This is a genomic window from Deltaproteobacteria bacterium, assembly GCA_021737785.1.
GTDB lineage: Bacteria > Desulfobacterota > DSM-4660 > Desulfatiglandales > Desulfatiglandaceae > AUK324.
In genome coordinates this window covers 1-22,435 of sequence record JAIPDI010000068.1, presented here as the reverse complement: position 1 = coordinate 22,435, position 22,435 = coordinate 1, and the positions used below count along the sequence as shown (strand labels likewise).

General features: G+C 53.4%; 16 protein-coding genes and 1 tRNA gene. 5 read left to right on the top strand and 12 right to left on the bottom strand.

The window, feature by feature from the left end; all coding sequences use genetic code 11:
- Positions 1-292 precede the first annotated feature (292 nt).
- From K9N21_22030 to K9N21_21975, 12 genes are all read right to left on the bottom strand, one after another.
- A complete protein-coding gene (locus K9N21_22030; protein ID MCF8146596.1) occupies positions 293-1,822 on the bottom strand; it encodes a hypothetical protein in 1,530 nt (509 codons plus the stop codon).
- A 285-nt stretch (positions 1,823-2,107) separates the two neighbouring features.
- Positions 2,108-3,268, bottom strand: coding sequence for a hypothetical protein (locus tag K9N21_22025; protein MCF8146595.1), 1,161 nt, complete (start codon positions 3,266-3,268; stop codon positions 2,108-2,110).
- Between the two features lie 198 nt (positions 3,269-3,466).
- Entirely contained in the window at positions 3,467-6,676 is a 3,210-nt protein-coding gene (locus tag K9N21_22020; GenBank protein MCF8146594.1) for a cyclic nucleotide-binding domain-containing protein, read from the bottom strand.
- Between the two features lie 200 nt (positions 6,677-6,876).
- Positions 6,877-7,200: a cupin domain-containing protein gene (locus K9N21_22015; protein ID MCF8146593.1), complete on the bottom strand. Its 324-nt coding sequence runs from the start codon at positions 7,198-7,200 to the stop codon at positions 6,877-6,879.
- A gap of 26 nt (positions 7,201-7,226) precedes the next feature.
- Positions 7,227-7,691, bottom strand: a complete 465-nt coding sequence (gene mutT, locus K9N21_22010; protein MCF8146592.1) for an 8-oxo-dGTP diphosphatase MutT — start codon at positions 7,689-7,691, stop codon at positions 7,227-7,229.
- A gap of 10 nt (positions 7,692-7,701) precedes the next feature.
- Positions 7,702-9,732 carry a tetratricopeptide repeat protein gene (locus tag K9N21_22005; protein ID MCF8146591.1) on the bottom strand — a complete coding sequence of 677 codons (2,031 nt, stop codon included), beginning with the start codon at positions 9,730-9,732 and terminating at the stop codon, positions 7,702-7,704.
- 59 nt (positions 9,733-9,791) lie between these two features.
- Complete coding sequence (secF, locus tag K9N21_22000) at positions 9,792-10,850, bottom strand: protein translocase subunit SecF (GenBank protein MCF8146590.1); 1,059 nt, start codon at positions 10,848-10,850, stop codon at positions 9,792-9,794.
- 77 nt (positions 10,851-10,927) lie between these two features.
- The gene (secD, locus tag K9N21_21995) at positions 10,928-12,529 is read right to left on the bottom strand and encodes a protein translocase subunit SecD (GenBank protein MCF8146589.1); all 1,602 of its coding nucleotides are present in this window, start codon (positions 12,527-12,529) and stop codon (positions 10,928-10,930) included.
- A 39-nt stretch (positions 12,530-12,568) separates the two neighbouring features.
- Positions 12,569-12,910, bottom strand: a complete 342-nt coding sequence (gene yajC / locus K9N21_21990) for a preprotein translocase subunit YajC (protein MCF8146588.1) — start codon at positions 12,908-12,910, stop codon at positions 12,569-12,571.
- 14 nt (positions 12,911-12,924) lie between these two features.
- Positions 12,925-14,037: a tRNA guanosine(34) transglycosylase Tgt gene (gene tgt / locus K9N21_21985; protein MCF8146587.1), complete on the bottom strand. Its 1,113-nt coding sequence runs from the start codon at positions 14,035-14,037 to the stop codon at positions 12,925-12,927.
- Between the two features lie 162 nt (positions 14,038-14,199).
- Positions 14,200-15,267 (bottom strand): tRNA preQ1(34) S-adenosylmethionine ribosyltransferase-isomerase QueA, encoded by a 1,068-nt coding sequence (gene queA / locus K9N21_21980; protein ID MCF8146586.1) that lies wholly within the window; start codon positions 15,265-15,267, stop codon positions 14,200-14,202.
- A gap of 55 nt (positions 15,268-15,322) precedes the next feature.
- Positions 15,323-15,508, bottom strand: a complete 186-nt coding sequence (locus K9N21_21975) for a DUF2065 domain-containing protein (protein ID MCF8146585.1) — start codon at positions 15,506-15,508, stop codon at positions 15,323-15,325.
- A 793-nt stretch (positions 15,509-16,301) separates the two neighbouring features.
- On the opposite strand from K9N21_21975, the gene tig reads away from it, so the two are divergent.
- From tig to K9N21_21950, 5 genes are all read left to right on the top strand, one after another.
- Positions 16,302-17,636: a trigger factor gene (gene tig / locus K9N21_21970; GenBank protein ID MCF8146584.1), complete on the top strand. Its 1,335-nt coding sequence runs from the start codon at positions 16,302-16,304 to the stop codon at positions 17,634-17,636.
- Positions 17,637-17,640: 4 nt separating this feature from the next.
- Positions 17,641-18,249: an ATP-dependent Clp endopeptidase proteolytic subunit ClpP gene (clpP, locus tag K9N21_21965; protein ID MCF8146583.1), complete on the top strand. Its 609-nt coding sequence runs from the start codon at positions 17,641-17,643 to the stop codon at positions 18,247-18,249.
- Positions 18,250-18,393: 144 nt separating this feature from the next.
- Positions 18,394-19,641: an ATP-dependent Clp protease ATP-binding subunit ClpX gene (gene clpX, locus K9N21_21960; GenBank protein ID MCF8146582.1), complete on the top strand. Its 1,248-nt coding sequence runs from the start codon at positions 18,394-18,396 to the stop codon at positions 19,639-19,641.
- A gap of 7 nt (positions 19,642-19,648) precedes the next feature.
- On the top strand, positions 19,649-22,105 hold the full coding sequence (gene lon, locus K9N21_21955; protein MCF8146581.1) for an endopeptidase La: 2,457 nt from the start codon (positions 19,649-19,651) through the stop codon (positions 22,103-22,105).
- Positions 22,106-22,182: 77 nt separating this feature from the next.
- A tRNA-Val gene (locus K9N21_21950) sits at positions 22,183-22,257 on the top strand.
- Positions 22,258-22,435: the final 178 nt, after the last annotated feature.

Sequence of the window (22,435 nt, the reverse complement as noted above, 5' to 3'; positions counted from 1 at the left end):
CCCGCTTCATGTTCGTATTGAGGAGAAATGGGGATGGCGGGTCGCCTCCGACACCCCCTCCGGTTCGCTACGCTCACCTACGGGGGTGTCGCCACTTCTCTCCTGCTTCATCCGACAACTACTCTGACACAGGGGGTAAGGTTCTGGGTTCTGGGTCAATTGTGAGGTATCTTAACGCAACTATGGGTTAAGTCAAGGGAAATCGATAATCACAAATATTACACACTGGCATGCGTGAAATCCAGAGGATAGTCGCAGGCGCGAACATGGTATTTCCGGCAGTTTTGGCCGATCACTTCCTCCGGCTGGTTCTCGTCAGGATCTCCTTCATGACCGGTTCATCCATCAACTCCAGGTCGGACAGCAGGACATGACCGTCCGCGTCGTACCGGACGATCGGCACATCCGAACTGATATAGCCGTACACCAGGTTGTGGGTATTGGTCTCATCCCGAATAATGCACTCACGTGGGAGCTGCAGAGGCCTGTCCATTCCGCACTGTCTTAAGATATCGATGATATAGTTCTTGCCGCTGGCATGACCCATCTCCGAAGGGTCTGTGGAGGGCCTCAGCAGCCCGGCGTCTGTGTAGAGAAGCTCCAGATTGGGGAATACGCTCAGGATATTCATGTGAAAGGCCACCCGGAATCCTTCACTCTCCAATCTGGCCTTGAGCCGGGCGATTCGTCGGTAGTTGGCCTGCACATCTTCCGCGTCCCGGGCCGGCAGATCCAGTATGAGCGATATCTCCAGAAAGATGTCCCGGCTCATGTATCGAATGATATTGTCCACCGCCATATCGATGTCTTTCAGGGTATAGCCCTTGTCCACCTGGCGCAAAGAGAAGTCCGAGGTGGATTCAAGCCCTACGAGGAGGCAGTTCACATACCGGTTCAAAAACTCGATGTAGTCTTTCTTTTTAAGCAGGGTGATGCCGGTGTAGATGGTGATGTGGTAGTCTTTGATCCGGCCCAGGATCTCCTGAACCAGGGTCGAGCCGCTTCTGAAGTAGGAATCGATGAACCGGATGCGATCAGACCCGAAGCCCTTCATGAGATCGCGGATGGCCCCGGAGACCCTGTCGACCTCCTGTGCCTCCAGAAAGTCCATCCTGGGCAATTCCTTGTAGGTGCAGAATTTGCACTTCCCATACCAGCAGTGATTGCTGAATCCGATGTGGACCGGCGTCTCGCGGGTATCCGTATAAAGCCCTTTTAAAAAATCCCTCCGGCAGTCAAATACGGTGCCGTAATTATTCTGCGCAATGACGGCATCCTTCCAGTCCGAAATGATCTGATACAGGTCCGTGTTCAGGTCGATGTTGCCTGAGACGATAATCAGGTTATCGATAAGTTTCGAGGGATGGACGCCCATTCGGCGCATGAATTCCCGGATAAAAGAGGGAGACAAGCCGATGTTGATGAGGGGGCCGCCCAGGACCACCCGCTTTCCGCTTTCAAGGAGGTGCCTGAGGATAAGGAGATCGCAGAAGTTGAGACAGGTCAGGATGTTGACCTCGGTATCCGTATCCGTCAGGATGTAGGGATCGAAATATCCCTGTGCCATGAACACGTAGAAGATATTGTTGACCATGTATTTCTGATTCAGAAACGACATGACATTGGGAGAAAACCGGTCGCCGGCCCTGGACAGGATCTCATCATAGAGATCCGTGTCGATGTGAGAGGCAAAGGGCCTCACCGGCATATCGCTGAAGGCAACATTCAGCTTTTCGTTTCGCAGGAGATTTTCGGTAATGATGCGCGTTGCCATGGGGTAAAACGGTTTGAAGAGCGGAGGGTAGATATATGTGACGTTCATTATGGAATCCCTATGGTGTTGGTTTTGGTTGCATGCTTGTTGAGTTTGTCGGGTTCATTGAGTTTATTGAGTTTGTTGGGTTTATTGGGTTATTGGGTTTATTGGGTTTATTGGGTTTATTGAGTTCAGGATTTTAGTGCCTCATTCCCTGGTTTTCTGTCACAAAAAACAAAAAAATCTTTTTTATCACCTTGTGGCTCTGCCTGCCCCGTGAAACCATCTTCTTCTCTTGTTTCACCGGGGTGGCTCTGTGTGAGATATTTTTTTGGTTGTGAATGTACCGCATCAGATGACCTTCGATGGGCGGTCATTGCCTGTTTCCTCTGTTACGATCTCTTTGAGAAGCACAAAGAGGGGATCATCCCCCATCCCGTTTTCTACTGCCACATGAAGCACCTCGGTGAGAAACATGAGGCGCGACCAGTCAAAGGGCTTGTTTCTGAGACCCCTGACCTTTTCAGGGGTCAGGTCCTGGGGAAAGCTCCGGGGGATCTCATGGCCCAGAGCCCTGAAGGCCAGCATGGTGCGCACGCACTTGTCGCAGCAGCAGCAGTTGGTGTCCGGGGGCGTGTCATACCGGTATTGCCCTTCCCAGCACACCTTCAGATTGGACAGGGCCTCGGGCCATGCAAAGAGGGCCTTCAGCTTCTCCACCCGGGTGAATACCATGTCGTGATGGATCTCAAAGCTGTTGCTCGACAACAGCCGATCGGTCAGGGGATGGCTTCCCCAGGGGGACAGATGGAGATAGGAATGACTGCTCCCCACCAGGCATCCGCCTGACAGCTTTCGGAAAAGAGCGGCGGTCGAGGCAAGGACGCAGGCATGGGAGGTCCAGAATTTCTTGATGGAGAGGAGATATTTAAGGTTGGTCCGGATATTCAGAAACCGCAGGCCCGGACAGTCTGAAAAGAGCCGCCGGTTTCTTTCAACCACTGTTTTGCATTCCCGGTCATAATCGATATTGACGTCAAATCCCTCGATATAGAGGATGGCGTTGATATCGAACAGTTTCCGCTTGATGGGTCCCCGCCTCAGAACATGGTTGAGGGCGCTGAAGCTCCCGTCCACACCCCCGGAAAAGCTGAGCATTACCCGGTCGTTGGCCTTTGTCTCTTCCACCTCCCGGTCGGGGACGATCTCGATCTCCGCATATTTTTCAGGAAACCATATACTGAAGATACGTTGATATTCCTCCAGGTTGTCCAGCAGGGAGCCTGAGACCGGGCCGTGGACCCTCAGCGTGGCCTCATCTTCCATGGCCTTGAGGAGTGCCGCGTTGACAAAGGCATCCATCAAATCGAAGGAGCAGTAGTCCCACTGGTCAGCGGGGACGGCGTACCATAACCGCAGATGCCGATCGTACGGCCGCTCCAGGCGAACGTGAATCTTGAATTTATCCTCACAGGTCTCTATGGTATCCAGATAAAGGTCCAGGGTTCTCATGGGTGTCTCCACAATCGGTTGCGGCCGGCAGGGAGGAGGGAGCATCCGGCATCCGTCATCCGCTCCAAGGCCTGAGCGTTCCGGTGGCACGTCAGGCACGTCATGTTGTCGTTTGTTGGATCGGGACGCCAACGCATCACGCGTCCGTGACAGGGGTCCTGGCAGTCAGTGAGCGGGGGCAGCGGAATCGAAACAGTTTCAGCTCTTGATCTTTTCGTGCAGTTTTCGGATTCTGCTGCTGAGCGCCTTACAGATGTGAAGTGCGATCTGCGGGTATTCCCTCACAATTTCCGTAAATTCCTGTTTGTGCAGCACTAAGAATCGGGAATCTTCGGCCGTACGAATGGTGGCGGATCGAACCGCATCTTCAAAAAGGGCCATTTCACCAAAATAGTCTCCGGCCCCGATTCGGGCCAGTTCGATCTCCTGGACGCCTTCTTCCCCCTCCCCCTTGATAACGGCGACAGTCCCCTTCAAGATAAGGAACATGGTCTCTCCGGCCTCGCCCTCTTTGAGGACAATATCGCCTGCCGGATATTCGACCTCCTCTGTCACCGAGGCAATGGCCGCCAATTCGCTCGCGGCAAGGCCCTCAAATATGTTGATGCTCTTCAGTCGCAAGATCTTCTCTGGAATAGAAGTCTCTGTTTCCATCATCTCCTCCAATTTGACCGGATCTTGATCTTCCTTATCCATGGCCCGCTGCGCCATCTGTCGAATATACCTATTTTCCGACCCTGCCAATGACCGGAGGGTCTCCCTGTCGACCCCGTCCCTCCCCTGCTCGGAAATCAGGTAGAGGGTCAACACCACCGTGACCCAATCCTGTTCGTTTAGAAGATGTGTTAAGACAGCGGCCTTATCCGTCCCGAAATCGGGCAGTTTAAAGTGCTTCCTCCCGGTCTTCAGGGTCTCTGTGGGGGGGCCGCCTTCCAGGAGCGGGAGCATGATGCCCGACAGGGAAGCATCCAGCAGATCGTCCAGGGCCTCCAGGCTGTTGGATCGCCGGCGGCTTTCCGAGGAGAAGAGGCCTCGCCAGATGATCCGCATCTGGCCTGACTGATCCTCGGTGGCCAGGACCCGGAGGACATTTTCGAGTTCGATCTGCTTCTTGTTTCCCAGGTGATCGATGATCAGATCCCTCTCCTGTCCCTCAGGCAGATTTCGCAGACTTTCTATTTCCGCCAGATAGTGATAACACCGCTCCACTCCGGAACGCGCGAAACGGAAGATATCCAGATCCTTGATGTTCAGCAGGGCCAACAGATCGAATATCCCCTCCCTGACCTTGCGGCGGGGGATGTTCAACGATTCCACGAGAATCTGGGCGTTTTGATGGGGAGCGGTCTGGATCTTTTCTTTGGCCAGGTCGAAGACCCGTTCCGACGGGTCATCCATCAGGCTGATGATCGTCCTGACCGCATCATCGTCGCCCAGTTCAAAGGCATCAAGGGCCGCTATCCGGATAGCCTCTTCAGGGTGATAGAGGTATGTTGTTGCAAACCGGTTTGGAGAAGGGGCCCCGAGGCGGTGAAGTGCTGTCAACAGATGCGGAAGGAGGGACTCGTCTTCCTCCTGGTTGAGCATCTCCTCCAGCCGGGGGATGTAGGCCCCGTCCCCTGTCTGGCCTGCTGCGATCACACCGGCCCTCTTTTCAGACGGATCATCCGATTTCAGCCACGCGTCAATGACCCCCTGGTATGCCTGGGGGGATTGGCGGTACAGGCCGACCACCGCGTATGCCTGAATTTCCGGATCGCTGGAGGACTCGAAAATCTCTTTGAGGAAGTCCTGAAAAGGTGCGGGAGACATCCGGTTGACCGCCCGGAGCACCGCGACGGTGCGTTCTTTCTTTGCCGGGTCCGCCAGCTCCCGAAAAACAGGGAGGGCCTCCTCTCCCACGTTCGGAGAAAGCATATCCAGAAGGGCCGTCGCGGTCTTGTCGTCATTGTCCCGTATCACCGACAGGAGCTTCCGGTCGAATCCCTCGATGGGTTGATCCCTGAGCAGGCGCGCATACCAGAGGGACTTATCCCCCCGGGACCGCACAAGCGCCTCCATCATCTGGGTCTGGATTTTCTTGTCCGCAAAAACGCTGTTGACGTCTTTTTCCTCCAGTGTCTTGAGATCCAGGAGGTTCTTGGAAATCAGGTCCAGGAGGATTTTGGAATAGTTTTTCTTGAGAACAAACCCGGTAACCACCCACAGCCCGCCGACGATCATGGCAAAGATGGAGAGATATCTGGGATGGAAAACCCCCTCCGAAACCATGATCATCCCGGCGCCGGTGAGGATCCCGATGCGGACCACTGTACCGCGTAGAAACGGTCGGATGGTTGCCCGGTATTCCACGGGAAAGAGGCCCATGAGAACGGCCCGGGCCGGATTGTTCATGGTGGTCCGCAGCACATTGGTGGAGACCCGGGCATACATGGCCGAAAAAATATCGAACTTGAGGAGAAAGGCCAGGAAGGCGAGGATGTAATTGAAGGGGTGAAACATGAGGACAATGGGAAGCCCCCACCGGCCGTACACCCTCCCCACAAACAGGAGGATAATGAGGCTGATAATATTCATGGAGCCCCGGAAATAGCCGTAGAAGGTGAGCATCCCCCCCTGGGTGGCAAAGGAGTTGTTTACGGTATAGGCAAACAGGTAGTTCATGATGGGGATAAGGATATTGGGAAGAAGGGTCAGGAAGATGAGAATCTTGACCAGGAGGGACTGCTTCACCAGGGGCCACACATCCTTGAATTCCTGAACAAAGGATGCACGCTTCTGGCCCTTCTTCCTTTTCTTGGATACCAGGAGTGATGGGAACCGCACCCCCATGGTCTTGACGGTAAGGGCTCCCAGACTCGCGGTCACCGCATAGGCCAGCATGAGATTGTCCATGGAGATGAGTTTGGCCAGGGAGGGTGTGGCAAAACTCCCGATCATCCCCCCCACCACGCCCCCGGCCGTGAGGAGGGGGAAGATCCGTTTGGACTGGCGGGTATTGAAGAGGTCATTGGCCAGGTTCCAGAACATGAGGATGAACAGCATCTCGAACTGGGCCTTGAGCACGTACAGGATCGGATAGATAATGGGAAATCCGAGGGGGATCGTAAACCGGAGGATGCCGACGGCGATGCCGCAGATGGCAAGGGTATAGGTGAGCATCCGGCTTCCCGGAATCCTCCCCATAATCCCGGTCAGAAAGGCCATGAGAAAAAAGGTGGTAAAGGAATTGACCACCTGAACAACAGGGAGATATTGAACCCCGTATCGCTTCAGGAAAGCGGTTTCCGCAAAGTTGTTGAAGAGAATATCGGAAATGCTGATGAAAAAAAAGAGGAGGAGGACCCAGAGAAAAAGGGCCATCTCTTCTTCATAGACCTTCAACCAGTTGCCGATGGACTTGCGCATTAGATGGCCTCGCTGTCGAATAGTGAAGAATTCAGTCGGTTAGCCTACCTTGAGGGTCGTAATAGTGTCAAGCATTTTCATCGGCGCGACCCCTCTGGGTCAGCGGTCGGGGGGATTCACCATTGTGTCAGAACACCGGCGTGCGGAATGACCCCAAGTCGTTATACTGCACAAGTTCCCGGCGGATGACATTTAGGCCATCAGTCCAGATAATCCTGCCTCAGAGGAGAAAACACCTCCACCATGACCGAGTCCTCGAGGACCTCGGCGGCATGGCCCACACCGCCGGGAAGGCACCAGCTGTCCCCGGGTCCCGCCTCAAAGGTGTCATCGCCGACGATAAATCGAAGACGGCCGGAGACCAGGTATCCGGTCTGCTCGTGAGGATGGCTGTGCTCCGGGACCCTCCCCCCCTTGGCGATCCTGAATTCGCACAGGTGGGTCTTTTCACCGTGTACCAGGGTCTTCAATAAAACCCCCTCTGCCAACTGCCTGTATCCTGCATCATCTTTGCGGTTAAACATCGTATCTCCTTGTTGCTTGTTGCCAGTTACGGGTTACTTGTTGCCGGTTGCTCGTTGCCCCCTGCTCCTTGCTCCCTGCTCCCTGCCTGGTTTTTCCTTGTCAGGCGCTCGATAACCTTGATGTCGGGCGGCGGGAATCGAAGGCCTGAAAGCGCGTTCCACTCCACCCACCGGATCTCCTGACACCCGATGGCCGTCGGCTCGCCCTTTACCCATGTGCAATTGAAAACGTGAAGCGATATCCGTTTGTCCCCATATTCATGGTCCACTGTCAGAAGCGGTGCATCCACCCTTGCCTCAATCCCCAGCTCCTCCCCTATCTCCCGTTCCAGACATTCACTGAGTTCTTCCCCCGCCTCCTGCTTGCCCCCGGGGAACTCCCAGAATCCCTCGAGATGCGTCCCTTTGGCACGTTTCGAGATGAGCAGTTTTCCGTCTTTCCAGATCAGACCGGCGGTGACATGATAGTGGGGTTTGGTCGTGGGTTTCACAGGCGTCTGTCTACTCCTCGTCGGCCCGGCCCACGCCTTTCAACCGCAACCTCAGGTAGGCCTCCGATGCCTCGGTGTGTTCAGGGGATATCTCCAGTACCCGCTGATAGGCCTTCGCAGCCCCGGCCAGGTCGCCGGTCTTTTCCCTGAGCCTGGCCAACTGCAGCCATAAGTCCATATCCTCCGGCCTCAGATTCAGGATCGCTTCCATCTGCTCCATGGCCTCGGCCTCTTTTCCGGTCTCCAGATACGCAAACACGAGGTATCCCCTTAAAACGGCATCCCGGGGATAGGCCTCAACCGCCTGCTTCATGATGTTGAGGATTTTCTGATAGGCCTTTGCGGCCCGCAGGCTTTCAAACATTTCGTGGAGAAGGGGATCCACCTCCTGCGGCGTTTTCTTCAGGACCTCCTCCATCTGGCGGATGGCCGGATCCATCTCGCCGGTCTTCAGGTAGGCGGAAATCAGATATCTCCTGAGGGGGATCTGATCGGGATTGGCCGCCAATCCCTTTTTCAGGAGCGGAATCATGCGCTTGTAATCGTCTTTTTGCCTCAGATAATCAAAGATAAACGGATAGATGTCAGCTTCTCCGGGCCTCAGTTCGACGATGGTGACGGCCTCCTTGAATGCCGAAGGGAGGTCTTTTTGTCTGCGGTGGATATCAAAAAGGATGCCATGGACTTCGGCATCCTCCGGATGTGAGGTCAGATACGTCTTGAAATAAGACGAGGCATTTTCGAGGTTTCCGGTTTCGTATTCGAGGGCCCCTAAATTGTAGATGAGGGTATCGTCCTCGGGGTTGAGGGAAAGCATCTTCTCATACACCGATGTGAGGACCTCTTTATCCCCCTCCTTTTCCAGGACCTGCGCCATCATGGCCAGGGCCTTCCTGTCGTCCGGTTTCCGGTCAAGGACCTCGGAAAGATACCCCCCCGCCTTTTTGTATTCACCTTTTTCCAGGAGATTCTGCGCCAGTTTCAGTCGTCCCTCAAGATCTTCGGATTTGAGGGTGACCGCATTATCCAGGTAAAAATCCGCCTTTTCCTTCTGACCCGTCTTTTCGTATAAGTAGGAGAGGTTGTAATGAAGGTTGGCATCCTTCTGATCCAATTTGGCGGCACTCAGATAGGCATTGATCGCCTCTTCATAATTATGCGTCAGGGTATGGAGATATCCCAGGCGCTTGTATGTCTCGAGCCGTTCACCCTCCTTCACCCGCTTCAACAGGGCCTCATACTCCCGAATGGCGCCGCTCCAATCTTTGGCCTGCTCCAATTTCTCTGCATAGGCCTTTCTCGCCGCAACATCGTTCGGGTTCAGACGGATGAGGGATTTAAGGACCCGAACCACGCCGTTTGGGTCGTTCATCTCCTGATACACATTCAGGAGTTCGGACAAGGTCTCCACATCCTCCTTTTCCGCTGCCATCTCCTCCAGCATGACCGCTGCCTTTTCCCACTTTTTGAGGGCCTTGTAATCATCGATGAGCCGGCGGTTGAGCCGGCGGTTGAGCCGGCGGTTTTCAGGCAACAGACGCCGGCCCCGCTCGAGGAAGGCGATTCGTCGATCCGTGTCGATGATCCGATTCGCCCTTTCCAGCCAGTCTTCCGCGTAGGGCTGGATGACCCAGGTGACGTCACCGATATCCTGGTTGTAGTGTTTCACATGGATGACGAACCGGTACCGGTCAAAGGGCTCCTGTTGAGGCAGGAGATCGGTGAGGGGGAGGGCCTCATATCGAAGGGCATTCACATCAAACCCTTCTGCGGAGAGGCGGATATTCAGACTCAGGGGGATGTTGGTGGATATGGAAAGGATCTTGACCTTATCATCGGGATGCAGGAAAAGGGTTTCCCCTGAAAGGACCTTCCGGGTGCCGTCGTTGACGCGGACGTTGAGAAACTCGAACCGGGCGGCAACGCCGATCTTGTCGCGCCACAGCCACCATCCGCCTGCCATGGCGCTGATCACCACCAGGGTGATCAGCCAGAAGGTACGCCTGCGTTGGGTTTGCTTTTTCTTGCTCTTTGTCAGCAATCGGCGACCTCAAAGGATTGGCATGCCCTTTTTTCAGAAACCCGTCAAGGAAAGGGCCCTCAATCCCGCTTTCTCCTGCCCCGCCTTCCGAACTTGCCTTCCCAGATGAGAAGGATAGGGCTCGCCACAAAGATAGATGAATAGGTCCCTACCAATATCCCCACCAACAGGGCAAAAGCAAAGTCATGGATCACGCCCCCCCCTAAGATAAAGAGGGCCAGTACCACCACCAGTGTGGTCGTGGAGGTGAGAATGGTTCGACTCAGGGTTTCGTTGATGCTGATATTCATGGTCTGATCAAAGGGTCTTCTCTTGAAACGCCGCAGGTTCTCCCGTATCCGGTCGAAGACGATGATGGTATCGTTCAGGGAATATCCGACAATGGTGAGAAAGGCCGCAATAATGGAGAGCGATATCTCCCTGTCGGTCAGGGCGAAGACGCCCACCGTGATGGTCACGTCATGGATCAGGGCGATGATGGCGCCCAGGGCATATTTGAGATTCAAAAACAGGCAGAGAGCAAGGGTAACGATCAGGGCGACCAGGATAAGCCAGGTCACGCTGACGCCGAATCCGGATGTAATATAGACCACAAAGGCCAGGGAAATCGCCATGATAATGGACATCAGCCACTTCAATTCGAACCGTCCCGAGATGTATATGGCGATGAATAAAAGGGAATAAAAAATAGCGAACAGGGCCTTTTGCCGCAGGTCATCGCCCACCTTGGGGCCGACCATTTCCACCCGCCGGATGTCTACCCCTTCTCCGAACTCGGCCTTCAGGGCCTGTTCCACACGGTCGCTCAAACCGGTCAATTCCACGTCGGTCTTCCTGACCCGGATCAGGTACTCAGCGTCGTCTGTTTCGCCGAATCCCTGGACAATGCTGTCTTCCAGTTGAATGGATCGAAGGGCCTTTTTGATGTCGGCCGGAGACGTCTTCTGTTCCAGCTTGACCTGAACCACCACGCCCCCTGAGAAATCCACTCCGTAGTTGGGACCGCCCTTCCATATGAGCAGAAAAATAGTGGCGATGATCATCAGCCCGGAAAACACGAAAGCGATGTTGCGCTTTCCGAGAAAATCGATATTGACCCCTGGTTTAATGAATTCCATGTATTGGCTCCGGTTGATCGTTAGTCATTCTCTGATTTCTCACACACAGACACCTCTGGACTGCTGAACCTCTGAACCTAAATCCTGATCCTTTTCACATTTCGCTGTACATAGAAATAATCGAAAACAATCCGGGTGACGAAAATAGCGGTAAAGAGGCTGGCGATAATGCCGATGCTGAGGGTCACCGCAAATCCCCGGACCGGTCCGGTGCCGAACTGGAAAAGGACGAGGGCCGCAATCAGCGTGGTCACCTGGGCATCCAGAATGGTGACCAGGGCCTTGCCGTATCCGCCTTCGATAGCCGCCCGCGATGTCTTCCCCAGCCTCAGTTCCTCACGTATCCGCTCAAAGATCAAGACATTGGCATCCACCGACATGCCGATGGTAAGGATAATCCCTGCGATGCCGGGGAGGGTCAGGGTGGCACCGAAAAAGGCAAGCCCGGCCATAATAAAGATCACATTGAGGAGGAGGGCCATGTCGGCGATAAGGCCCGACAGGCTGTAATAAATCGCCATGAAAATAATAACGATGATCCCGCCGATAAGCACCGACTTGAAGCCCTTTTCAATGGAATCCTTTCCCAGGGAGGGTCCCACGGTCCGTTCTTCGATGATCTTGACCGGCGCGGGGAGGGCCCCGGCCCTCAGTACGATGGCCAGATCTCTGGCCTCCTCCGTGGTGTAGCGCCCGGTGATCTGGGCCTTCCCGCCGGAGATCTTATCCTGAATCACCGGCGCTGAATTGACCTTATTGTCCAGGACGATGGCCAGGCGCTTCTTGATGTTCTCCCCGGTCACCTGCTCAAAGATCCTGGCGCCCCTCGCATCGAATGAGAGGGAGACGTAGGGTTCATTGTACTGGCTGTCTATCTGGACCCTGGCGTCGGTAATGTATTCGCCGGTAAGGGCGGTTCGTTTCTTAAGAAGATAGGGAATCTTGGTCTGCCGTCCGCTCTTGGGATCGATGGCCACCTGGTAAAGGATCTCGTCCCCGGGGGGTATCTTTCCCTGAAGGGCCTCTTCCACGCTGTTCTCCTCGTCAACCAGCTTGAACTCCAGAAGGGCCGTCTTGCCGATCAGGGCGATCGCCCGCTTGGGGTCTTTTACCCCGGGCAGCTGGATGAGAAGCCTGTTGTCCTCCTGAGGACGGATATCCGGTTCGCTCACTCCAAACTGGTCGATTCTGTTACGGATGGTCTCCAGGGCCTGGTCCACCGCCATCTTTGTAATGCGGGTCCTGGCCTTGGGATCCAGGACGAGCTGAAACGACGGATGGCCCTCTGTTTCCGGAAGCGATTCCACCTCGAAATCAGGGTAACCGGCAGCGGCCATGTCCAGGAACACCTCCTTGTCTTCCGGACGCATCAGGATGATGTCCACGCTCTTCAACCCATCCCGCTTCAGCTCGAGATACCGTACCTTGTCCTTGCGCAGATCCCGCTTCAACTCCTCCACCACCCGTTCCAGATGATTTTCTACGGCCTTGGCTGTCTGCACCTCGAGGACCAGGTGAATGCCCCCCTGCAGGTCAAGACCCAGATGGATGCGGTCCTTCGGCAAGAAACTCGACCACCATCCGGGAGGTCCGCTGCCCAGAGACGGAATGAGATAGACCACTGCTGCCAGTATTGCAAACAAGGCAATGATGCTTCGCCACCTTAGACTTTTCACCACGTGTGACTCCCAGATTTGATATGGATAGTTATGGATACCCTAAGTGGAAGATGAAGTTGACGGGTCCCTTCCGGCCACGCCGGAAATAGATCCCCTCGAAACCTTGACCCGAACCTTGGGTGCTATCTCCATGGTGACCACATCATCGGTCAGGCCGGTCACGACCCCGTAAAGCCCGCCCGAGCTGACCACCCGGTCTCCCTTTTTAATTGATGCGAGCAATTGTTTGTGCGCCTTGGCCTTTTTCTGCTGCGGCCTGATGAGCAGAAAATAGAAGATGGCGAACATGAGAATAAGTGGCACAAACGCTCCGAATCCACCCCCTTCTCCCCCTGCTCCCCCTTTGCCAGCGCCTCCCATCGCATACGCCAAAAAATCCATGGTAAACCCTCCTTTCAACCGAGTCCTTTTGCTTGAAGTTCATAGAATGTTGCGCGATATTCCGTCAACCTGTCTTCTCGAATGGCAGTGCGAATATCTGTCATGAGACGAGAATAATATGCGAGGTTATGGATAGTATTCAACCTGTAGGACAATATCTCCTTCGCCATGAACAGATGCCTCAAATACGCCCTCGAATAATTCGCGCATGTATAACATTGACAGCCTTCTTCCACAGGCCTGTTGTCCTCCGTATACCTGGCGTTTTTGATGGTCATCCTGCCCGCTGTCGTGAACAGGGTCCCATTTCTGGCATTTCGAGTGGGGATGACACAATCAAACATGTCTACCCCCAGGGTGACAGCCTCCAGGATGTCCTCCGGAAACCCCACCCCCATCAGGTAAACCGGCTTCTCCATCGGGAGAAAATCCATGGCCTCTCGAATAACCCGCTGCCTGGTGGCCCGGTCTTCTCCGACGGAAAGGCCCCCCAGGGCATAGCCGTCAAATTCCATTTCAACCAGTTCCCGGGCGCTGCGCTCCCTCAGGTCCGGGTAGACCCCGCCCTGCACAATGCCGAACAACGCCTGGTCGCGCCTTTTCTTTTGCTCCAGACATCTTAGGGCCCAGGAGGTCGTAAGTGCGACGGATTTCCTCACATACTCATGTTCCGCAGGGTAAGGCGCACATTCGTCAAAGGTCATGATGATATCCGCGCCCAGTGTCTCCTGGATATCGATGGCCTCTTCAGGACCGATAAAGTGCCTCGACCCGTCGATATGGGACTGAAACGTCACCCCCTGATCCGTCAGGGTTCGCAGGGGCGTCAGGCTGTATACCTGAAACCCGCCGCTGTCTGTAAGGATGGGCCCGGACCAGTTCATGAACCGGTGCAGGCCTCCCAACCGGCCGATGACCGGGTGACCCGGTCTGAGGTAGAGATGATAGGTGTTGGCCAGAATCACCTTGACGCCTGCATCTGTCAGGTCTTCGGGTGAAACGGCCTTTACCGACCCTTGGGTCCCCACCGGCATGAACACCGGCGTTTCAAATACTCCGTGGGGAGTCCGGATCTCCCCGGTCCTGGCCCTGCCCCTCGCGTGGTTATGCGTAATTCTAAATTTCACATCTCATCCGGAACCGGGGTCCGTTTTAATCAGGCGTCAGGCACAAGGCGCAAGGCGCAGAAATTGCGGTGGACAGCCCATGTCCTGCCGGCCCCGAATTCCTCAATTCCTGAATCCCCAAATTCCAGCATTCCAGTATGTTGAACCCCTCAATTCCCCTTTTCATGTGATCACCATGGCATCCCCGTAGCTGTAGAACCGGTATCTCTTCTCAACGGCCTCCGCATAGGCCCGTTTGATCAGGTCGAGCCCGGCAAAGGCCGATACCAGGAAGAGCAACGAGCTTTTCGGCAGGTGGAAGTTGGTGATCAGTCCGTCTGCCACACGAAAAACAAACCCCGGCGTGATCAGGAGGTCGGTCTTCCCCTCGCCGGGGATAACACCGCCGTCATTCGTGGCGGCGCTTTCCAGTGCCCTCACCACCGTGGTCCCGACTGCGATGACCCTGCCGCCGCTCTCCCTGGCCCTCCGTATCCGGTCTGCTGTTTCAGGTGAGATGGTGTACTGTTCATGGCCCACCCGATGTTCTCGAATATCTTTCACCTTGACAGGACGGAAGGTGCCATAGCCCACATGAAGGGTCAACGGCACCACGGAAATACCCCTCGACTCGAGTTTGCGGAGAAGTTCCAGGGTAAAGTGCAGACCCGCAGTGGGCGCTGCCACAGCACCCTTTGCGGCGGCGTATACCGTCTGATATCTCTCCCTGTCAACCCCTTCCAGGGTAGCGGTTTTCCCTCGTTTGATATAGGGCGGCAGGGGCAGACGGCCCTTCTCCTCAAGGAGGGACCCTATGCCTCGACCGCCGTTGAACCTGATGGTGACAAGCCCGTTACCGAGGACACTCTTGATTTCCCCGGACACATCCGCATCAAAAAACAAAAGACTTCCCGGTCTGGGTCGCCTGGAGGCCTTCATCAGGCATAACCGTTCAGAGGGTCCCTCATCTCCCGGGCCCGGCATTACGTCCGGATGTTCCAGGACCAGTATCTCTATGCGACCCCCGCTCTCTTTATGGCCGAAAATCCGGGCAGGAACCACCTGGGTGTCATTCACCACCAGAAGATCGCCCGCCAGAAGCAGCCGAGGGAGATCGAAAAACCGGTGGTCCGAAAAAGAACCGGTTGACCGATCCACTGCAAACAATCTGGAATGATCCCGCTTACAGGCCGGCGTCTGTGCTATAAGATCCTGTGGCAGGTTGTAATTGTAGTCTTCTATCTCAAGCATTCCTGAACTTCAAAACGGCTAGACTAAACAAGATTCTATTCAAAGTCAAACGATTTTATTCTCGGAAAAAGTAGGCGAGCAGGAGTCCGAGGCCCATCGCCAGGAACCCCACGACCCTGAGATGTGCATTGGGTACGTCCTGCATCATGGCAACCCATTTCTTCATCTTCTCCGGAAAGGCGAAGTAGGGAAGACCTTCTACAATAAGCACAAGTCCCAGAAGGCACAGAAATAATTTCATCTCTTATCATCCTCGACAGCCGGAATACTACTCAGGGGCGTCATTCCAATCCGGATATGGGAATCCGTTTAATAGGGGGGAGGCGGAATCACGTCAGGATACCGCCATTTCATCATACCAGATTCATGTCACTCAAAACCGACACCAGCAAGGCTATGATTGCCGCAAGTTGTAGCATCCCGAGATATTTAAGGAACACACGCCGTGCGGGGCGCCGGCCCTTTACTAGAGAACCACGGATACTAACACGAAATTTGTGATCTTATCAAGAAATAGACCTCAGCCCATGGAAGAGGCGCGGAATTTGCAAGCTTTGGATCAGGTTCGAGGGGATGAAAAACAGGGGGTCGCCTTCATTCATCGCTACGGGTCCCGAAAGGCCTGCAAAGAGGAGAGGGATGCCGACGGGTGCGTGAAAAAATTGGCCTTGCAATTCTCAAATTTTCCTTGTATAGGGTCATATTCCGGCAAAAAAGCTAACATGTTGATTCTATTTTTATTCTTTTTTTATGAGAGTGCCCCGTGATGTTGGATGCCGACAATGGGTGAAGACGAATCGGCCGCCTTTTTCACCGGATTTGGCCCATAGCCCCTCCAACAGGATGTGAATCAGCGGAAGGCCGGATTCCAGACAACAGCCAAGTGAAATTTCTTGAAATCAATTAAATTGTCCTTATTGTTTGAAGGAATCCCGGGTTTTTGACGCTTCTCCGGTCAAGAATTCGCCGCAGTCAAGACATTTTTTGGAAAAACTGAACCCGATCAGCAAAATCTGAATCTTAATGAGGAAACCATGAAAACAACCCTGGAAGAGATCAGCCCCGTCAAAAAAAGACTGCGGGTCGAGATTGACGCAGAAGAAGTGAACAAGAAACTGAATCAGGCCTATGGCGACATCAGGAACAGGGTCAGGATCCCAGGTTTCAGGCCGGGAAAGGCCCCCCGGAAGATTCTTGAAAGTTATTACGGCAATCAGATAAAAGATGACGTGACACAGGAACTGATCAGAGATTCCTTTCCAAAGGCGGTCGATGAGGCAAAGACCTTCCCCCTGGGTCAGCCGGTGCTTGAAAAGGCGCCTCTTAAACAGGGAGAAAACTTCGTCTATTCCGCTCTCATGGAAGTTCGCCCGCAATTTGAGGTCAAGGACTATCTGGGGATGGAAATAGAAAAGGAAATTCTCTCTGTCAGCGATGAAGACGTCCAAAAACGACTTGAAGAGATAAGAAAAGCCAATGGAAAACTGACCGCCATCACGGAAAAGCGACCCATCAGAGAAGGGGATTATGCGATCGTCGACTACAAAGGATTTGAAGACGGCCAACCGATGGAAGGCATCCAGTCTCCAAATCTGATGGTAAATGTCGGGAAGAACGACTTTCACGCCAAATTTGACGAGGCGCTTATCGGGCTTACCAAAGACGATGAAACAGAGGTAGAGATTGATTTTGAAAAGGATTTTTATCACAGCCGACTCGCCGGGAAACACGTGCGTTTCAAGGTAAAAATAGTGGACATCAAGGAACTGGTGCTTCCGGAACTGGACGATGCCTTTGCCGGCAGCTTGGGCTCTGATTTCAACGACCTGGATGGTCTCAGAAAAGAGATCAGAAAGGCCATTACCTCACAGGAGGAAAAACGGATTGACGGAGAATTAAACCAGAAATTGCTTGAAAAAATCTCGGAAGGGCTTGATTTCGAACTCCCTGATGTCCTGGTGGAGGCCGAGACCGATTTCTCTGTAAATCGATTCAAGGACAATCTGGAAAGAGGCGGAGCGAGCATCGAAAAGATGGGGCTTTCCGAAGAAGGATTAAAAAAAGAGTTCAGGCCTGTTTCAGAAAAACGGGTCCGGGAAATGCTTATATTAGAACAGATCGCCAAACAGGATCAGATCACCCTGGATGACGAAGACCTTGAGGAGGGCTACAGGGACCTGGCCCAGCACATGGGACAGGACATGGAAACCGTCAAGAAGTATTATGAGGCACGCGGCCAGGTGGATAGCCTTAAGGAAGAGCTGCTCAAGGAAAAAACATTGAAGTATCTGGCTGAACATGCTAACATTTCAGCTGTAGCGAGAGATGCAATCGGCCAAGACAAGGACCGTGAAGCGGGGGAAGGATAAATTCATGTTAATACCAATGGTTATAGAACAATCGGGCCGGGGGGAACGGGCTTATGATATCTATTCGAGGCTTCTGAAGGACCGTATCGTGTTTATCGGCGAGCAGGTGGACGATACCATGGCCAATATTATCATTGCCCAGATGCTCTTTCTGGAATCTGAAGATCCGGAGAAGGACATCAATATTTACATCAATTCCCCGGGAGGGTCCGTCACTGCAGGGCTGGCTATTTATGACACCATGCAATACATCAGACCTGATGTGGCGACCATTTGCATGGGACAGGCAACCAGCATGGGAGCGCTCCTCCTGGCATCCGGGACCAAGGAGAAACGATATGCCCTCCCCCATAGCAGGGTGATGATTCATCAGCCTTTGGGGGGCGCCCAGGGTCAGGCGACGGATATTGATATTCATGCACGGGAAATTTTAAAGATACGTGACACCCTCAACGATATTCTGGTCAAACATACGGGCCAGAGCCTTGAAAGGATCCGCAAAGATACGGAACGGGATTATTTCTTGAGCAGCGAAGAGGCCAAAGAATACGGTCTTGTAGATAGGGTTATCAGCAAGCGGGAAATGAAGGATCAAATTGCCGGGAAGGCCTAAGATGACGGACAGATTGAAAATCGAGGGGGTATTGGCCCGCGGGGTGTTGCTGATTTCGGTTGAAGACTTCAGGTTTTTTGCTGATCTTCGACACAACCAATCAACCATTTGACAACACTTGTGAAAATATAAAAGGTATAAATTATGGGCAAGAATGACGTTTCGAATGACGACCTTCTCTGCTCTTTCTGCGGAAAAAGCCAGGACGAGGTCAAAAAGCTCATTGCAGGTCCCTCTGTGTATATCTGCGATGAATGTATTCAGCTCTGTAACGAGATCATTGCTGAGGAATACAGCCAAGAAGATGAACAGGAGGCCCGTCAGTTACTGAAGCCCTCCGAGATGAAAGAGACCCTTGATCAGTACGTGATCGAGCAGGAAAGGGCGAAAAAGGTCCTTTCAGTGGCGGTCCACAACCATTACAAACGCGTCAGCACTCAGGCGGATACAGGGGACGTTGAAATCGAGAAAAGCAATATCCTCCTCATCGGGCCTACCGGTTCAGGGAAAACCCTCCTCGCGCAGACCCTGGCCAAAATCCTGAAGGTCCCCTTCACCATTGCTGACGCCACCACATTGACGGAAGCCGGTTACGTGGGCGAAGACGTAGAGAATATCATTCTCCATCTGGTTCAGATGGCCGATTATGATGTGGAGGCTGCCACCAAAGGGATTGTGTATATCGATGAAATCGACAAGATCGCACGCAAATCCGACAGCCCGTCCATTACGCGCGACGTCTCAGGAGAGGGAGTCCAGCAGGCACTGCTCAAGATAATTGAGGGGACCCTGGCCAATGTTCCGCCAAAAGGGGGGAGGAAACACCCGCAGCAGGACTTTGTACGGGTGGATACGAGCAATATCCTCTTTATTTGTGGTGGCACATTTAACGGATTGGATAAAATTATCAGCAATCGGCTCGGCAATAAGGTGATCGGGTTCGAGGCGGATATCAAAGGGCAGCGGGATGTGGATATGAACAAAATCATGCCGCTGGTTCAACCCGAAGACCTGATAAAATTCGGACTTATCCCCGAATTCGTCGGGAGGATCCCGATTACCGCCACATTGAACGAGTTGAGCATGGATGCCCTGGTTCGAATCCTCAAAGAACCCAAGAATGCACTTATTAAACAGTACAAGAAACTGTTTGAACTGGAGAATGTAAAATTAAGGTTTACGGATGACGTTCTGGTGGCCATCGCCAGAGATGCCATAAAACGGAAATCCGGGGCCCGCGGGTTGAGGGCGATCCTCGAATCGGTGATGTTGGATATCATGTATGATATCCCTTCCATGCCTGACATCACCGAGTGCATCATCAACGAAGACGTTATCACAAAGGGTGAGCCTCCCCTGTTGATCTACGAAAAGCAGGCCAAATTTGGATAATCATACTATGATAAATTCTCCGGAAAAGGATCTTCTCGACATGGCTAACGGTGAAAGACAATATTACCCGCTTCTCCCCCTGAGAGACGTGGTTATCTTTCCAAATGTGGTTGTGCCCCTGTTTGTGGGGCGCGAAAAATCGATCAAGGCCCTTGAATATGCCTTGGCCCATGATAAGCGGGTTTTCCTGTCCGCCCAGGTGGACGCAAAAGTGGATAACCCATCTCCCAAGGATATCTTCGCGTTCGGTACCGTAGGCGCTGTTTTACAGCTGTTAAAGCTGCCTGACGGGACGGTCAAGGCCCTTATCGAAGGGAAAGAACGGGGCGTGATCGAAAATTTTGTGGACAAACAGGGATTTTTCATGGTGGAAATCAGCGAGCGTGCCACACCCCCTGCTGAAAGCCCTGAAATTGAGGCACTGGTACGCTCCATTAACGACAGCTTTGAGGAGTATGCGAAATATAACAACAAGATCGGAAAAGAAATCGTCTCGGCAGTGACCTCCATTGAAGATCCGGGACGCATGGCAGATACCATTGCCGGTCATTTGGCGCTAAAGGTCGCAGACAAACAGGAAATTCTGGAAGCCGTCGAGTTAACCGAGCGCCTGAACAAACTGTTTGAAAAATTGGGCGGCGAGGTGGACATTCTTCGCCTTGAGCACCGCTTGAGGTCGCGGGTCAAAAAACAGATGGAAAAGACCCAAAAGGACTATTACCTCAATGAGCAGATCCGCGCCATTCAAAAGGAGATGGGGACCAAAGACGATTTCAAGGCGGAGCTGGATGAACTGGAGAAAAAGATAAAACGGAAAAAGGTGAGCAAAGAGGCCCACCTGAGATTGAAACAGGAATTCAAAAAACTGAAAATGATGTCCCCCATGTCTGCAGAGGCCGCGGTGGTCCGCAATTACATAGACTGGATCATCGATCTTCCCTGGTTGGACAAGACACGATCGAAACTCCAGATTGAAGAGGCCGAGGCCGTCCTCGATGAAGATCACTACGGCCTTGAAAAGCCAAAGGAGCGAATTCTTGAATACTTGGCGGTTCAGCGTCTGACCAAAAAAATTAAGGGTCCGATCCTCTGTCTGGTGGGTCCGCCGGGAGTCGGAAAGACGTCATTGGCAAAATCGGTGGCCAGGGCGACCGGCAGGAATTTCATCCGCCTGTCTCTGGGAGGGGTCAGGGATGAGGCTGAAATCAGAGGGCATCGAAGGACCTATATCGGGGCCATGCCCGGCAAGATTATTCAGTATTTGAAACGGGCCAAGTCCAATAATCCGGTATTTTGTTTGGATGAAGTGGACAAAATGAGTACGGATTTCCGGGGCGATCCATCGGCCGCCCTCCTGGAGGTCCTCGATCCGGAGCAGAATGTGGCCTTCAACGACCATTATCTCGATCTGGATTATGATCTCTCCGACGTCTTTTTCATCACAACAGCCAATAACCTCCACAATATCCCCGGCCCCCTGCAGGACCGGATGGAAATTATCAGACTTCCCGGATATACCGAACTTGAAAAGCTGGATATCGCCAAGCAGTTTCTGGTCAAGAAGCAGATCGATCAAAACGGCCTTAGTCCTAAGAATATTACCTTTACCGATAGTGCCATTCTCCAGGTCATCCGCAATTATACCAGTGAAGCCGGAGTCAGGAATCTGGAGCGGGAGATCTCTTCGATCTGCCGAAAGGTGGCCAAAGAGGTGGTCAAGAGGGGGATGGACACCGCGATCTCGGTGAAGTCCCAGTCCATTCAGAAGTATCTCGGCGTCCCCAAGTACCGGTATGGGAGGACGGAAGAGAAGAATTGCGTAGGCGTCACCACCGGGCTGGCATGGACAGACGTCGGCGGCGAAATCCTCCAGACCGAGGCCACCATCATGCCCGGCAAGGGCAATCTGGTCCTGACCGGGAAACTCGGAGAGGTCATGCAGGAATCGGCGCAGGCCGCCTTGAGTTATGTCCGTTCAAGGGCAAGGAATTTGAAGGTGCCCGACAATTTCTATGAGAAAGTGGACATTCACATCCATGTTCCGGAGGGCGCCATTCCCAAGGATGGACCGTCCGCCGGCATCACGCTTGCGACGTCTATTGTTTCCGCGCTCACCAGATACCCTGTCAATCGCGATATCGCCATGACCGGCGAGATCACCCTCAGGGGAAGAGTCCTCCCCATAGGAGGCCTCAAGGAAAAGATCCTGGCCGCCCACAGGGGAGGCGTCACCAAGGTGTTGCTCCCCATCGAAAACAAGAAGGACATTGCGGAGATACCCAAGAAAATCCTTAAAAAGGTGGAGCTGGTACTTGTGGAACATATGGATGATGTCCTTCGTGAGGCATTGATTGTGGATGAAGGAAAAGAATTGTTTGCTGCGGAAGAGGACTGCAAGCCCTTCTGTTTCACGGATGTCCCACAGATGGAGGAAAGCCCGCCCACCAGCATCACGGCCCACTGAGATTCAGATGGCGCAGTATAAATTCTCTTGACAAGAGAGAAGGGAACCGTTATGTTTGCAACTTGCATTTCTGACTCAGGCGGGTAGCTCAGCGGGAGAGCATCGGCCTTACAAGCCGGGGGTCACGGGTTCAAATCCCGTTCCGCCTACCATCCATTCAGGGGCGGAGTTGGGTTGTGATGAAAATATCCCGCGTGCCGGGGCAGGATAGGTAGCGTAAAAAGGCGCCGGGTCAGGGTTTCGGGATTTAAATGCACCCGGTGTCACACGGGGGCGTAGTTCAGTTGGTTAGAACGTCCCGCTTGTTCAAGCGGGAAGGTCACGAGCTGG